8 protein-coding genes are annotated in these 15,518 nt (G+C 50.0%); 7 read left to right on the forward strand and 1 reads right to left on the reverse strand.

The window, feature by feature from the left end; all coding sequences use genetic code 11:
* Positions 1-60 precede the first annotated feature (60 nt).
* The 7 genes from recC to CEW91_RS00490 all read left to right on the forward strand — a co-directional run bounded on the left by recC (position 61) and on the right by CEW91_RS00490 (position 13,300).
* The gene (gene recC / locus CEW91_RS00460; protein WP_088767175.1) at positions 61-3,516 is read left to right on the forward strand and encodes an exodeoxyribonuclease V subunit gamma; all 3,456 of its coding nucleotides are present in this window, start codon (positions 61-63) and stop codon (positions 3,514-3,516) included.
* Complete coding sequence (gene recB / locus CEW91_RS00465; protein WP_088767176.1) at positions 3,513-7,202, forward strand: exodeoxyribonuclease V subunit beta; 3,690 nt, start codon at positions 3,513-3,515, stop codon at positions 7,200-7,202. The genes recC and recB overlap by 4 nt, the downstream gene beginning before the upstream one ends.
* Entirely contained in the window at positions 7,199-9,103 is a 1,905-nt protein-coding gene (gene recD / locus CEW91_RS00470) for an exodeoxyribonuclease V subunit alpha (protein ID WP_088767177.1), read from the forward strand. Before recB ends, recD begins: the two co-directional genes overlap by 4 nt.
* Before the next feature lie 54 nt (positions 9,104-9,157).
* Positions 9,158-10,009 (forward strand): HNH endonuclease, encoded by an 852-nt coding sequence (locus tag CEW91_RS00475; protein WP_157776060.1) that lies wholly within the window; start codon positions 9,158-9,160, stop codon positions 10,007-10,009.
* Between the two features lie 113 nt (positions 10,010-10,122).
* Positions 10,123-11,268 (forward strand): alpha/beta hydrolase, encoded by a 1,146-nt coding sequence (locus CEW91_RS00480; protein WP_088767179.1) that lies wholly within the window; start codon positions 10,123-10,125, stop codon positions 11,266-11,268.
* A gap of 68 nt (positions 11,269-11,336) precedes the next feature.
* Positions 11,337-12,617 (forward strand): anti-phage deoxyguanosine triphosphatase, encoded by a 1,281-nt coding sequence (locus tag CEW91_RS00485; RefSeq protein WP_232506991.1) that lies wholly within the window; start codon positions 11,337-11,339, stop codon positions 12,615-12,617.
* The gene (locus tag CEW91_RS00490) at positions 12,614-13,300 is read left to right on the forward strand and encodes a ZIP family metal transporter (protein ID WP_232506992.1); all 687 of its coding nucleotides are present in this window, start codon (positions 12,614-12,616) and stop codon (positions 13,298-13,300) included. Before CEW91_RS00485 ends, CEW91_RS00490 begins: the two co-directional genes overlap by 4 nt.
* 81 nt (positions 13,301-13,381) lie before the next feature.
* On the opposite strand, the gene CEW91_RS00495 is transcribed toward CEW91_RS00490, so the two are convergent.
* The gene (locus tag CEW91_RS00495) at positions 13,382-15,334 is read right to left on the reverse strand and encodes a S8 family serine peptidase (RefSeq protein WP_088767180.1); all 1,953 of its coding nucleotides are present in this window, start codon (positions 15,332-15,334) and stop codon (positions 13,382-13,384) included.
* Between the last annotated feature and the right edge of the window lie 184 nt (positions 15,335-15,518).

The following is a 15,518-nucleotide window of genomic DNA, read 5'->3' on the forward strand; positions in this document are numbered from 1 at the left end:
GTCTTTAGAAATATACGATACCATGGCATTTCATGGAACCGGTTTTAAGGAGAGCAGCGAGTGAGTGAATTAACCCCCGGCTTTATTGTCGCGCACGGACACCGTTTGGAAGACTTAACGGATGTGGCCGTCAAATTCACTCAGAACTATCCGCTGGCGCCGCTGGAGCAGGAAACCGTGCTGGTGCAAAGCAATGGTATTGCACAGTGGCTGAAAATTAACTTAGCGCAAGCCAGTGGCATTGCTGCCATGGTAGATGTCACGCTCCCCGCACGCTTTCAGTGGCAGGCTTATCGCGCCATTTTAGGTGACGACATTCCCAAAACCTCGCCGTTTGATAAAGACCGCCTGACTTGGCGGTTAATGCGTTTATTACCCGACCTTATTGCCGAGAACAAGCACTTCGCGCCGCTGAAGCACTACACTTCGGACGACAACGACGGGCGTAAGCTTTATCAGCTCAGTGGGCGCTTAGCCGATTTATTTGACCAGTACGCGGTGTATCGCGCCGACTGGCTCGATAACTGGGTTAAAGGCCATGACGTTTTGGAAAACAATGAGCCGCTTGAAGCGGAACAATTGTGGCAGCCGGAATTGTGGCGCGCGGTAAGTAATGACATTGGCATTGATGATTACTGGAATAACCGGGCGGAGCTGCATCAGCGTTTTATTGATACGGCAAAAAGTTTGTCGCAACGTCCTTCCGGTATGCCCCCTCGCGTGGTTGTTTTTGGTATCTCGTCACTGCCGCAACAAATGCTGCAAGTGCTGGATGCGATAAAAGGGTATACGCAGATTTTGCTGTGCGTGCACAACCCGTCGCAGTTTCACTGGGCCGATATTGTTGACGGTAAAGAAGCACTGCGCGAGGCCGTTAAAACCGCTTCCCGTTTAAAACACAAACCGGAACTGCCGGATGAACCGGATGATGACGAACTGCATCAGCTGGCGCATCCGCTGCTGGCGTCCTGGGGTAAACAAGGTCGTGATTATATTCGTCTGCTCGACTTATACGATGAAACGCTCGCCAAGCAGGAAGCCTTTAATACCGTAAAACTAGAACTGTTTGAGCCTCACGACACCGATCACTTACTGGCTCAGATACAGGATGATATTTTAAACCTGCGTCCGGTTCAGGAAACGCGTGAATGTTGGCCAACTCCGCCAGAAACGGATAAGTCGTTGCAGTTTCATGTCTGCCATAGCCCGCAACGCGAGCTGGAAGTGCTGCATGATCAGTTATTGGACGCGTTCGCTCGCGATCCGGAATTAAAACCGCGCGATGTGATGGTCATGCTGCCCGATGTGAACACCTACGCGCCCTACATTGACGCGGTATTTGGGCGTTATCATCATCGCGCCGGCGAGCGTGACCCGCGCGCCATTCCTTATACCATTGCCGACCAGGGCGAGCGCCATCAGCGGCCGTTAATGATAGCGCTGGAGTTGTTGTTGCAGGCCGACCAGCTGCGTTTTACCCAAACCGATTTGTTCAACCTGTTGTCGGCGCCGGCAGTGCAGCAGCGCTTTGATATTCATGATGACGACCTGCCGCAATTAAAGCGCTGGGTGAGCGAAGCTGGTGCGCGATGGGGTTTGAACAGCCAACAGCGTGAGCAGTTTTATATGCCGCCGACAGAGGAAAGGAATAGCTGGTGGTTTGCGCTTAAACGAATGATTGCAGGTTATGCTATTGGAGAGCTGGAGGCAAATGACGCCTCACCATGGCATGACATTGAGCCTTATGCTGAAGTATCGGGCCTGAGCGCTGCTCTCGTTGGTTGCCTGGCGGATGTTGTACGCACGATAGAGTCATGGTGGCGGCGCACGCAATCTGCACAGCCATTAACGGACTGGGTGTTGCATGGCGAGTGGCTGTTACAGCAATTCTTTGAGACCGACGACGACAGTGACCGCTTACTGTTGGCCAAGCTTAGCGATGAGTTGTATCAGCTGCGGGATATTGGCGTTGAAGCTGACAATGACTCGCTGTTGCGCTTACCGATATTCAAAGACGCTTGGCTGGAGCGTGTTGACCAGCAAAACCTGAACCAACGGTTTTTAGCCGGTGCAGTGAATTTTGCTACGCTGATGCCCATGCGCGCCATTCCTTTTAAATACGTTTGTGTGTTGGGAATGAACGAAAGCGATTATCCGCGCTCGGTGCCGCGGGTGGACTTTGATTTAATGACGGATCGCTATCGCCCCGGGGACCGTTCCCGGCGTGACGATGACCGCTATTTGTTTTTGGAAGCGATGCTGTCAGCGCGAAACTGTTTTTACGTCAGCTGGGTGGGGTACAGCGCCAAAGATAACAGTGAGCGCACACCGTCGGTATTAGTCGCGCAGTTGCGTGACCATCTTGAGCAGGGCTGGGGTATTGACGTTAAAAGCCTGACCGTGGAACATAAGCTGCAACCCTTTAACTCGTCATACTTCATTCAGGAGCGGCCTGAGTATTTCACTTACGCCAGTGAGTGGGCGTTGGCGCATAATGGCTCTAAAAACACCCACTCAACAACGTCTCAGAGTAAGCCGGAAAGTGTCGAACGCACCCTCAGTATTAACGACATTAAACGTTTTATCGAAGAGCCTGCGCGACTTTACTTTAACTGGCATCTTGATACCTATTTTGGTAGCGAAAGCGAAGACCTGGACGACAGTGAAGCCTTCGTGATGGATAACCTGCAAAGCTGGACACTTATTACTCGTATGGTCGAATGCGGTAAACGTGCCTTGTTGCAAGGTGGGGGCACGGAAGCGGCCTTGTTAAAGGAGCTGAACCGAATCAATCGCGAAGGCGCGTTGGGTATAGGCGCTATTGCCGAGCAAAATGGCTTGGAGCTGCTTGATCAAGCCGACAAAATACTGGGTTCTTATCAGCAGGGTATTGCCGGTTACAGTCAGTTTAATGAGTTCCCTATTGAAGTCGGCTTCGAACATAACGGCCTGATTATCGACGACACCATTACCGGCTTGCACACCAATGAGCAGGGCGAGCGGCTTTGGGTGATGACCTCAGCGAGTAAAATCGCAAAAAATACGAAAAAAGGCGGTGTCGAAGACGGTGGTTGGAAACATATCAGTGCGTATTACATCGGCTTGATGCTGCTGAATTTGCAGCAACCCACTCGTTTACTCATTGTTTCCAAAGGTGGTTGCCAGTTGCCGGTCGCGGCGATACCGGCAGAGCTGGCGCTGCAACAGCTCGAGCAACTGCTGGAGCTGGTGACGTTGTCGGTGCAGCGCCCGCAACCCATGCACCTGGAAGTTGCTTTAGCCTGGCTAAACACCTTAGATAAAAAAGACAACGACGAAGCGTTGGCGCACGAAGCGGCTCGGCAGAAATACGAAGAAGGCGGCTTTAATATGCCAGCCACAGTGACAAAAAGTGATTACTGCGGCCGGGTTGCAGATACTTACGAGACGATTATGACGTCGCCGCATTTCCGCCGATTTTTAAATGAACTCTACGACCCACTGCGTTTAACCATGGTGCCGGAGGAGAAGTCATGAGCCAATCGTCAACGCATATTTTGGAGAATCCGCTCGACTTTCCGCTGAACAGCAGTCGCCTGATTGAAGCGAGCGCCGGCACCGGTAAAACCTACACCATTGCAGCGCTTTATGTGCGGTTAGTGATAGGTCACGGCACGCAGGACACAGCCTTTGAGCGAGAGCTTGTGCCCAAAAATATTCTGGTCATGACCTTTACTAAAGCGGCGACAGAAGAGTTGAGTGACCGCATTCGTGCGCGCTTAGCCGAAGCGGCCGCCTACTTTCGTGACCCGGACTCGGTCGACAGTGACCCGTTCTTAGCCAGTTTGCGGGAAGACTGCGTAGCGAAAGAGCAGAACTTAAAACACTTAGCGCGATTACTGGATTTAGCGTCGCAGTCGATGGACGAAGCCGCGGTTAAAACCATTCACGGCTGGTGTCAGTCCATGTTGAAAGAACATGCCTTTGCCAGCGGCAGTTTGTTTAGTCAGGACGTCGAAACCGATAATGAGGAGCTGCGTTTGCAGGCAGCCGAGGACTATTTTCGTCGCTTTATCTACCCGGCCGATGCCGAGTTGAGTGAAAAGTTGCTGGAAGACTTTACCTCGCCTGAAGCCCTATTAGGTTTGACGTACAGTTTAAGCAAAAGCGGGCAGGCACCGGTTGAGGGAGATTTGCAAACGCTATTAATTGAGGCGGAGCGTGGCCATAAGCAACGAATTGCGGCGATAAAGCAAGAAGTTGCGCCTATTTTCAATGAATTGATTGATAAGGCGTCACAAGCCAAAGGCACTGCCACCAAACTTAAGCAATTTCAGAAATTTGCAAATTGGTGCACAGTCGCAGAGTTGGTTGAGCCGGATGTCACAGCAGCAAACTGGAAAAATATCAGCGCAGATGAGTTACAAACCTTTGCTGAGGCCAAATTGGGCGGTATGCCGGACAGTTGGAGCGTCTTAGGGCAGCTGCAAGAACGCATTAAGCAAAGCAAAGTCCAACAAACGCAAGAACTGGCTAAAGTAAAACAGCACGCTGCATTTTGGGTGAATAAACGCTTTGCTGAATTGCAAAATCAGCGCGCCGAAATGGGGCATGACGACATGCTTACGCGCTTGCGCGATGCGTTAAAAGGTCCTGGCGGTGAAGCGTTGGCGGCGGCTATTCGTAAGCAGTACCCCATCGCCATGGTAGACGAGTTTCAGGATACTGACCCCGTTCAGTATGAAATATTCAACCGCATCTACAATTTGGCAGAACCGCATCCAGGCACCGGAATTTTCCTGATTGGTGACCCAAAGCAGGCCATATACAGCTTCCGAAATGCCGACATCTATACCTACTTAAAAGCTCGGCGAGACACCGCAGGTCGTCACTATAACCTGGCGAAAAACTTCCGTTCGTCGCAGTCTATGGTGGACAGTGTTAATGCTCTATTTGAGCGTGCAGAGGAGCTACCGCACGGCGCCTTTTTGTTCAAATCCAAAGACGACAACCAACTGCCCTTTAACCGTGTGGCTGCCAACGGACTGAAGCGTACGTTCAAGCATTGCTTGTTATCGAGCTATTTAAAAACCGCGCCGGCGTTACTTTGGTCGGTATCAAACGAAGAAAAACGCAATAAAGCCACCTTATTTAAAGCGGCGGCGAACCATCATGCCAACCTAATAGCGTCGCTGCTGAATGACCCGCAAGCCGGTTATTACAACGCAGACAATGTGCTTGAGCAGCGTGTTAAAACGAGCGACATTGCGGTACTGGTGAATAACTTCAGCGAAGCGAATGCCATTAAAAAAGCACTGAGTGACCGCGGCCTTAAAAGCGTTTATTTATCGGATCGCGAGTCGGTATTTGCACAGCGCGTGGCTAAAGACTTATTGGCACTGGTTAGCGCTTGTGCGGAGCCGCGTGATCCTTCACTTATTCGTAGTGCCCTGGCAACGCGGCTGTTAGGGCTGCCGTTTGCAGAATTAGAGCATATTCACAGTAACGAACAAGCGTGGGAAGCACGTGTCGAGCAGTTTTTAAGTTATCACGACCAGTGGTTGCGCCAGGGCGTATTGGCGATGTTGCACAATGTATTGCACGACCATCAGGTACCCGCGACCTTGTTGGAAGACCGTATTTATGGCGAACGCCAGCTATCAGACGTGCTTCATATTGCTGAATTACTGCAACAGCAGAGCCTCGTTTTAGATGGTATTCCGGCGTTGGTGAATCATTTTGCGGAGCAGGTGAATGAGCGTCACGGCTTTGGTAGCAACAGCCGCACTCAAAGTGACGAGCAGCAGCTACGCCTGGAAAGTGACGATGAACTGATAAAAATTATCACCATTCATAAGTCCAAAGGGTTGCAGTATCCGCTGGTATTTATGCCTTTTGTGGCTTATACCCAGGCAGAGACTCACCGCATAAAGCCGCCGGCGGTATATCACGATGAAAACGGTGAGTTGCAAGTGCTTTGGTCTAAAGACGACGACAATAAACAGCGTTTAAGCGACGAAATTCTCGCAGAGGATTTACGCAAAATGTACGTCGCAGTGACTCGTGCACAGTATGCCACCTTCATTGCGCTAGAGGCCACCAGTGAGCACCGTAATAATCCGCTGTTTTACTTGTTGAACGGCGGTGAAGCTTTGTCTGACGAGCTTTACAATGTTGTAAATGAGCGCTGGCAGCAGAGCGCGCATACGCAGGTGACACGCCTGGAAGATGATGAGCCCCTGGTCCGTGCGCTAGAGCAGGAGCAGCAGACGCCTAAATTGACGCCTAAAAAGATGCCGGCAGGCCGAAAACTCGAACGTTGGTGGGTGGCTAGCTACAGCGCGCTGAAGTATGAAGGCGCGGTGACGAAAAACACACAGGCACCGCAGTCGCCCGACGAAATGAACCTGCTGGATGAGCGAGAAGACGAGGACGAGCAAGTCGCCAGTGTCGCAGAGCCGAGTGCGGACAGCATTCACCATTTACCCAAAGGCGCCGGGCCGGGCACCTTTTTGCATAACTTACTGGAAGAGTCGGCGAATCAGGGCTTTGAAGTAATCGCTCACGACGCCACCGAGCGCACTGAGCTGGTACAGCGTTTTTGTGTCAGCCCTTTTTGGCAGGAGCATGAGCAGAGTATTGAGCGTTGGTTAAATGCCTACTTGCAGACAGAGTTTGTGCTTAATGCGGACGGCGAGACTGTCAGTCTGGGTCAGTTGCAGCAATACAAAGCGGAGCCCGAGTTTTGGTTTGGTGCCAGTGTCGTTAACGCACAAACGCTCGATAACCTAGTGCAACAACACACATTACCGGGTTACGGGCGCCCCTCGCTAGAGCCTAACTTGCTGAACGGCATGCTAAAAGGTTTTATCGACTTGGTCTTTGAGCATAACGGTAAATATTATGTGGCCGACTACAAGTCGAACTGGCTGGGTGAAGACGACCACGCCTACAGCGAGGAGGCCATGCGCGAGAAAATACTGCACAGCCGTTATGATCTTCAATACGTGATTTATACGCTGGCACTGCACCGCTTGCTAAAAGCACGGCTTGGCGATGAATACGATTACGACACCCACATCGGTGGTGCGGTTTATCTCTTTTTACGGGGGCACAGAGCCGAAACCGCAGGCGCCTTTTGTGACAGGCCATCCCGTGAATTGATAGAGCAGCTGGATGCGTTATTTGCCGGAGAAAGCGCGACAGACAAGGAGTCAGTATGAGCAACTTAACTACCCAAAGCGTGTTCGATGCCCTGAGTCAGTGGCGAGATGCCGGCTGGATACGCTCTATTGATTTAGCCTTTGTCGACTTTTTGCAGCAAGCGGGTGAGCGCAATGACGCTGTATTACTCGCCGCCTGCTGTGTGTCGCATCAAGCGGGTCGCGGACACACGCAAGTCGACTTAACGGCGTTGATGGATACCCCGGAAACCCTACTGAACCTGCCACCAGAGAATCGACACGCCGCGGACTGCGCCTTGCCGAGTGAGCTTTTTAAGCTATACGGATTAGACCTGACCGACGCACTGGCAACCAGCCAAAGCGTCGACGTGAACGGTCACGGAACTGAGCCTCTGGTACTCAACGAAAACACCTTGTACCTGCGCCGCTATTGGCAGTACGAAACCTTTATAGAGCAAAGCGTTCAGGCGCGCATGCAGGACCGGCCAGTCATTAACGACGAACTGCTAAAAAGTACGCTGGCTAAGCTTTTTACGCCGACCGAAAACGGCGATATTAATTGGCAGCGAGTGGCCTGTGCTAATACCGTGCGTAACCGTTTTAGTGTTATTACTGGCGGGCCCGGCACTGGCAAAACCTATACCGTGGTGCGCTTGTTGACCGCATTGCAGCATCAAGCGCTGACGCTGGGTTTGCCACCGTTGCGGGTATCACTGGCGGCACCGACCGGTAAAGCGGCAGCTCGCTTGACTGAGTCTATTGAAAATGAGCTGGAGCAGTTGGTAAAGAACGACAAACTCTCCAGCCTGAAAGACGCATTACTTTCGATTCAGCCGGAAGGTAAAACCCTGCATCGGTTACTCGGTGTGAAGCCTAATTCTCGCGCCTTTAAACACAATGCGGAAAACCCGCTACGTACGGATGTGGTTATTGTCGACGAAGCCTCAATGATCGACATAGAAATGATGACGGCATTGCTGAAAGCAGCGCCGAAGCTCGCCCGGTTGGTACTCATTGGCGACAAAGACCAGTTGGCATCGGTAGAAGCTGGCGCCGTGCTCGGTAACTTATGCGCAGGCGCCGATGAAGGGCATTACCACAGCGACACCGCTAAGTGGCTGCAAGACATTGCTGACACACCAACATTTCCGGCAGAGCTTATCGATGACAAGGGTGAGCAACGCTTGCAACACGTGGTGAAGTTTCGCAAAAGCTACCGCTTTAAAGGCCCTATTGCCGACTTGGCAAACGCCATTAACCGCCAGGACGATGTGGCCACACAACAAGAAATTGAAAAAGCCAAAGCCGCCGAAGGTGAGCACCCGGTCAGTGTTTACGAAGTCGACAGCTTAGACGATTCAAGCTTTGAAGCCTTGATTCGCCGTAACCTGACAGCACCGGGTAGCCTGACGTTACACGTCAGGAACAATATCGAAACCACCACCAATGCCAACAACATCAACGAAATCGCCCACGAAGCTCTGCAAAACCTAAGCAACTTCCAAATTCTCACTGCCCTGCGCGAAGGCCCCTGGGGCATGAAAGCCGTAAACCAAAAAGTCGGTGACATACTCGGCGTAAACGCCAATACCTGGTACGAAGGCCGACCCGTTATGGTCACCAAAAACGACTACGGGTTGAAGCTCAACAACGGCGACATTGGCATTGCCCTAACAGACCCAGAGCATGGACATCTGCGCGTTGCCTTCCCGGACCAAGAGCACGGCGTACGCTGGATACTGCCCAGTCGCCTCGCCCACATAGAAACCGTATACGCCATGACCGTACACAAATCACAGGGCTCGGAGTTCAAACACACCGTCATGGTACTGCCCGATCACGATAGCCCCGTGATGAGCAAAGAGCTGCTGTACACAGGTATTACGAGGGCTAAAGAGCGGTTGAGTTTGGTGGGGAGCAACTTCTTGCTTTGGAGCTAAGCAATAAAGCGTGCTAACTTCTAGGTAAGCTATATCGTACAAACTCTGAGGTTAGTGCCGTTGCCTATTTCCTTCAGTAATATTGTTATTAATAGATCCTACACCAGACCTCAATTAGCTGACATTTGGGGGTTGGGTGGTCAACAGGCTATTGCTAGAGGTGTTTTTACTCCAGCTAAAGATAAAAAAATTGTTCTATTTGTGACCCACGATAAACGAGATGATTCGACACCTTATGATGACCATATATTAGGTGATGTTCTGTATTGGGAAGGTGAAAAAGGCCACGCAAATGATTACAGAATAGCTAACGCTCACGCGAGTTCAGATAAAGTTCATTTGTTTTACCGTGTCCATCACCGCGATGCATTCACTTACATGGGTTTATTGACTTTAATCGAATTTAAAGAAAAAGAAGATAAACCGAGTGAATTTCAGTTTTTTATTAATCAATTTTCGTATTCTTATGATGATGAATTAAGAGAAGTCTTAACTAGCTCCGAACAAGCTATTTCAGAAACTAAGCGGGAAGTAATAGTTAATGCTCGTTTGGGCCAAGACCATTTTAGGAGACAATTGATTAGAAGGTGGCAATCATGCTCAGTGACGGGTGTTGAGAAAGCGGATGTATTACTGGCCTCTCACATTAAGCCATGGTCTTTAAGTTCGGATGGCGAAAAGCTTGACGCTTACAATGGCTTGCTCCTTACACCAGCTTTAGATCGACTCTTTGACAAGGGGTTTGTAACGTTTAAACGAAATAGAGAAATAATCCTCTCTAATCAGTTAGCTTCTTGGGAATATCAAAAAATGGGGATTGATGCCTCGATGAAATTAAGAGAGCTCCCAATAAGAACCGGTGATTATCTTGAGTATCATCGAGATATTATTTTTAAGCATATTTGATGTAACAGGGGATTCGTTAAACTCCAGTAAGGTGTCTATTCTGCTTAGCCTTAGTTGCCACCCAACTAAAATAGCTCTAGCATATCCCCACTAGCCAGTAACCGACTGATCTCATGTTCCTTTCTTATAAGAGATTAACTCAAGCATTTGTCTGTCTATTATTCCTTTTTGTCACTGCCGGCGCGTATGCCGTTGAAACCTCACAGATAAACTCCAAATACATTAACGAAACCGTTACTGCCCGCGTTGCACTCCCGGAAAGCTATCACCACTCCGACCGCTTTCAGTATCCGGTCATGCTGGTTATGGATGGCTCGACGCAGTTTGAACATATTGCGGGTAACGTCAATTTTTTAAGTACGTTTTCGATAGTGCCGGAAATGATTGTGGTTGGAGTGAGTGCGAAACGTCGCCTAAAGCACTTCACTCACACCGAGTTAGCGGGTTACGAGGGGCGTTCGGGTGGTGCTCAGCATTACACTCGGTTCTTGCAAGACGAGCTGCTGCCTGAGTTAAAAAAGCAGTACCGCATTTCGCCGTATACGTTGGTTACCGGACACTCGCTGTCGGGCCTTTATACCAGTTACTTGGCAACTCACCATGCGGATTTTATCAATGCGTCAATATCGGTGAGCCCAAGTTTATGGTGGGATGGTTTTGCGCTTATCAACGACATTAAGGCGGCAGAACAACAATTAGAAAAGCCGCCGGTGCGTTGGTTTGTCAGCATGGCGAATGAGCCTAATGAAATGGCTGAGGGCTATAATCGTTTAACGAACGTGCTAGGGGTAAAGTCCGAACGTGTTTTTGATTGGGAGTCCCGGGAGTTTCCTAAGGAAACCCACGACAGCGCGCCTTTAATTGGCAACGTCGAAGGGCTTAAGTCAATTTTTCGGGGCTATAACGCGGTGCCGAATATCGAAATTAAGTCACTGGAGCAGTTACAGGCTTATTATGGCAATTATGCAAAGGCGATGGGTTACAACTTTCCCATGTCGGTGCATCAGTACAATGTTTATGGCTTGAAAGCGGCGTACGAAGGCGAGTTGGAGTGGGGTGTCGAGATTCTTGAGAAAGGCGTTGAGGTGTTCGTTCAGTCCGAAATTCTGTGGGACAGCTTGGCTACGGTGTACTCAATGAATGATGACACAGAAAGTGCTCTTCAGGCATCGAATAAGGCGTTAAAACTGGCTCGCCAGCATCAGTCAAAATACCTCAGTGAAATTGAAGCGCAGAATATCGAGTTAAAGCTTAAATAAACGTTTCACTGGGCAAACGGCTGAAAATTTGTTTTGCTGTGGGTAGTTTTTAGCAACTGACTGCCAACATGAACAAAGCCATGCTTCAACGACGCTCAGGAAAGACGACGCCATTTAATGCAGCAACGCCGGACAGTGATGCACAGCGCGATCGTGCGCGAATCATCCACGCCTCGGCGTTCCGCAGGTTGCAGTCGAAAACTCAAGTGTTGGGTGTGGGCGACAATGACTTTTATCGTACGCGGCTGACCCATTCGATGGAGGTTGCTCAGATTGGCTCAGGTATTTGTGAGCATTTAAAGCAAACTTACGCCGATAATGAAGCTATTTCGCAGCAAATCCCGTCATTCTTCCAAATAGAGGCGACCTGCCTGGCGCATGATTTAGGGCACCCGCCGTTCGGTCATGGTGGCGAGGTTGCGCTTAACTATCACATGCTGGGTCACGGCGGTTTTGAAGGAAACGGGCAAACGCTGCGTATTTTAAGCAAGCTGGGCGAATATTCTGGACAGCACGGCCTGGATTTAACGCGGCGTACTCTGCTGGGGGTATTAAAGTATCCGGTGCTGCACAGCGAGGTACAACCGACGGGTTTAACCTCAAACTCTCCGCTAAACGCCTTTAAGCCACCTAAATCGATTCATGACGATGAAAAAGACGTCCTGGAATGGATTTTAAAAGAATTTTCGCCGCACGATCGCGACAAGTTCCGCACAAAAATGGAAAAAGATGGTAAGCGCCGCTCGCAATTCAAAGCCTTTGATACCTCGATAATGGAGTTGGCAGACGACATTTCTTACGGCGTGCACGATTTAGAGGATGCGCTGGCGCTGGGCTTGGTGACAGAAAGGCAATGGCGTGAAGATGTATTGCAACTGGCGCGGGAAGACAGTCCTTTCATAAAGGAAGCGTCGTTTTATAACGACAAACTCTTCTCGCCGGACAGCCGTGATCGTAAACATGCCATTAGCAAGCTCATTGGTTATTTAGTACCGCAAATTTCGGTTGAACGACAGCAACAATTCGAGCACCCACAACTGGATTTACAGGCGACACTACCTGCAGAAGCGGAGCATACGCTGGAGTTACTCAAGCGTTTCGTCTTCAAGCACGTTATTCGAAGCGCCGAGGTAAAAGCCATGGAGTTTAAAGGTCAGCGCATCATTATGGCGTTGTTCGAAGCGTTGAATGATGCGCCCGAGCAGCTCCTGCAGCCGTCGACACTGAAAAAATACCAGCAGGCGACGAACCCCAAACGTGTCATCTGTGACTACATTTCCGGAATGACAGACCACTATGCTCGTAAGCAATACAGCCAACTGTTTAGTAACGGGAGTGAGCAAGCATGACAATCTATTGGATGCTACTACTCGCTTGGGGGGCGGGCTTGATGGCCTTCCTAGGTGGGACAATCGCTTACCTTGAGGGCTCAGCAAACACCGTTACTAAACGCGAATTTGTACATGGAATAACAGCTTTTGGTGGCGGTATTCTGATGGCCGCCGTTGCTTTCGCGCTGGTTCCCGAAGGCATAAAAGAATTGAATGCGTGGCAGTTAGCGCTTTTATTTGCGCTCGGTGGGCTGAGCTTTGCGATTGTTGATGCCTGGCTAACCAAACATGGCGGCAATGTCGCTCAGTTTATGGCGATGTTGCTCGACTTTCTGCCAGAAGCTATCTCTTTGGGCGCACTCTTTGCGGTCAGCCCAAACACCGCTATTTTACTCGCCGTATTTATTGCGGCTCAAAACTTACCGGAAGGCTTTAACGCGTATCGCGAATTGCGGTTCGCACAGTTAAGCAGCAAAACCGCTTTGGCAGGCTTATTCGGGGTATCGTTATTTGGGCCGGTTGCCGCTTTGATGGGCTACTGGTGGCTGCGCGATGCACCGGAAATTACGGCCATGATAATGAGCTTTGCGGCAGGTGGCATTCTTTATTTGGTGTTTCAGGATATCGCCCCCACGCGCGTATGCGCAGACATTGGACACCGTCGCTTGGCGCTGTCTTTGGATTTATTGTTGGAATGCTAAGCAAACAGTTGTTGGGATAAAAAAAGGGCGCCAATTCGGCGCCCTTTTCGTTCAAGGAGTTGCTTTAAATCGAGAAGAAACTTATTCCCATTCTACGAATAAGTCGACGCCAGAATAGGCGCTGTAGCCTCGAATACTGATGTACCAACGGTCTTCAGCTGGGTTATCAATGCTACAAGACTCGTCATTACCTGAGCGGTACGGACGGCACTCGTAGTTTGATTCAGTTGGTTGAGAGCCTTGGCGAACGTATAGGTCCGCGTCGCCCGTACCACCTGACATAGTCGCGTTAAGAACTGACATGCCGGCTGGAACGTCAACGTAGTAATGCGACCATTCACCGCTAGCACCTGATAAGTCAGTTGCTGAAGCTGAACCGCCATCACCGCCACCAGTGCTTGGTTCAGTGAATGAACCGGTCAGGTTAACACCAGAGAAGCTTGAGTATGCGTTCAGCATGACGTGGTAAGTACCGGCTTGTACGTTCGAAATAGTACAAGTTTCAGTGTTACCGCTTTGATACGGACGGCAGTCATAGCTTGACTGGGTTGGCTGAGAGCCAAAACGAACGTATAAATCAGCGTCGCCTGAGCCACCATTAATGTTGAAGCTTAGGTCTGTCGCGCCTGCCGGAACATTCAATGTGTAGTACAGAGAATCGCCGGTAGTTGCAGACAAGTTACTGACCGTTTGACCATTGCTCAGTTCGTTGTCTGTTGGTGGCTCTGGATCTCCACCGCCACCGCCTGAGCCGTCACAGCCGTTCGCGTCAATGTAATCAATAGCGTCTTTAGACTGCGCTAAGCCGTAACCAAATTTAACGTCACGACCGGCAGCACCTAAGTCTTGTGCTGTATTGTTGAGCACACTACGAATTTCCTGCGCGCTACAGGTTGGGTGGTGTGACCAAACCAACGCCGCAACACCCGCAACGTGAGGTGATGCCATAGAGGTACCGCTCATGGTGCCGTAGTTGCCTTGCTGACCAGTGCCTTCAGGATAGGTTGAAAGAACATCAACACCCGGGCCGGCAATTTCAACTTGGCTGTTCTTCTGTGAGAAAGACGCCAGGTTTTTGCTGCTATCGACCGCCGCAACGGACATAACCGCGTTGTAAGACGCAGGGTAAGACATTGGGTCAGTTGAGCTGTAAGCAGAACCGTCGTTACCCGCTGCCGCAATCAATAAAACGCCTTGGTTATACAGGTTTTGCATCGCGTTGGCTTCAGTCTGGCTTGAGCCACCACCGCCAAGACTCATGTTAACAACGTCAGCACCATTGTCGGCACAAGTTTCAATAGCAGAAACCAATGAAGACGAATAACCCCAACCACTGGAATTGAATACTTTGACAATATGCAGGTTAGGATCGCTACCAATAACGCCACGAACGCCAAAACCGTTATCTAGCGCAGCAATAGTACCGGCAACGTGCGTACCGTGAGGGCCGCCATTGTCGTACCAGTTGCCGGTGCCGCTATCATTCGTGCCATTAATAGTACCGCCTAAAGTACCCATGTCTTCGTGTGGTAGCTCTAAGCCTGAATCGATAACACAGACTTTTTTACCACCTGCGGCCGCAGAAGCAACGCTGTCATCGACCTGATCAGCTTGTACCTGGCTAATGCCGTAAGGCACGTCTTGCGCCATAAAACGACGGATACGGTCAACTTCAACGTATTCAATGTTTGGGTTTTTCTCAAGACGCTTTCTCTGCTTTTCAGTCAGCTCGGCGGCAACCGCCAAGTTGTGGCGCATGCTAAGTTTTACCTTACCGCCAGCTTTTCTGACCACGTTGTTTGCTCGGGAAATGGCCAATTCAGAACGTCCTCTGTTGCCCATTTTGTTGACCGCGTTACCATTATTTTTAAATTTAATGATGTAACGCTGAGGTGCTGAGCTGTCCACTTGCGCTTGAATTTGAGCCTGCTCTTTTACCAGCGGCTGCGCTTGTGAATGGTCAGGAGGTTTAGCAAAAGCTGATGAAACTGATACTGCCAGGGCAGTCAGTGTAAGATATTGGATTTTTCTCATACCAGATTAGTCTCTTTTTGTTTTTATTTGTGGCTGTAAGAAGCCATGAATGAAAGCAGCAGGGGATACGACGTTTGGCTGCCTGAAAATGACGTCATTTGACATCATTTGCAACATTTAATAACAAAAAATGAACAATTTAAAGGGTTAGAACGTAAAGATTGTTTAAATTTTTAACAAAAAT

It is taken from the genome of Idiomarina piscisalsi (genome assembly GCF_002211765.1).
Lineage (GTDB): Bacteria > Pseudomonadota > Gammaproteobacteria > Enterobacterales > Alteromonadaceae > Idiomarina > Idiomarina piscisalsi_A.